The organism is Escherichia sp. WS1450, assembly GCF_046487395.1.
Classification (GTDB): Bacteria; Pseudomonadota; Gammaproteobacteria; order Enterobacterales; family Enterobacteriaceae; genus Escherichia; species Escherichia coli.
The window spans coordinates 1-547 of the sequence record NZ_JBJQJO010000165.1 but is presented as its reverse complement, the minus strand read 5'-3'; the positions used below and the strand labels follow the sequence as shown (position 1 = coordinate 547).

General features: G+C 59.2%; 1 protein-coding gene. It reads right to left on the bottom strand.

The genetic code is table 11. The features are described from left to right. A partial coding sequence (locus tag ACJHYR_RS28150) for a C40 family peptidase (protein WP_410233236.1) occupies nt 1-510 on the bottom strand: 510 nt, incomplete at its 3' end. Between the last annotated feature and the right edge of the window lie 37 nt (nt 511-547).

Sequence of the window (547 nt, the reverse complement as noted above, 5' to 3'; positions counted from 1 at the left end):
CGCCTCTGTCAGTGCGACACGGTAAAAACCAGTCGCCTCCATATTGTCAAGATAGAGATTCTGACCGTTACGCCACCAGTCATCCCCGCGATGAAAATCCGGCATCTCAATTCCCGCCAGATGGTAAGCATCCCGGAACAGCGTGTAACAGTCCGTCACCCCGTGCTCAAAGCACCGCCCGGTGAGATGCGGCACACAGCGGAACTTGTGAATCGCCCCCCGGCAGACCAGCCACCACGGCAAATCACTCTGCACCTGCAGCCGCCGGTCGGCCTCACTCAGCCAGGGCAGACCACCGGGGTGACTGTGGACCAGTGCCACAATCTCACCCTGCATCTCTGCCTGCAGCCAGTCCTCCGGCGACATCCGGAAATACGCCTCCGGCTCACCGGAGATATTCACGCAGGGGAAATATCTTTCCCCCTCCGGCGCTCTCACCACGAAGCCGCACGACTCCGCTGGCGCACATCGCCGGGCGTGCGCCAGAATCGCTGATTCTGTCTCTGTCATGGAATTACTGCGAAAGTTTGTGAATGGAAAGAAAACC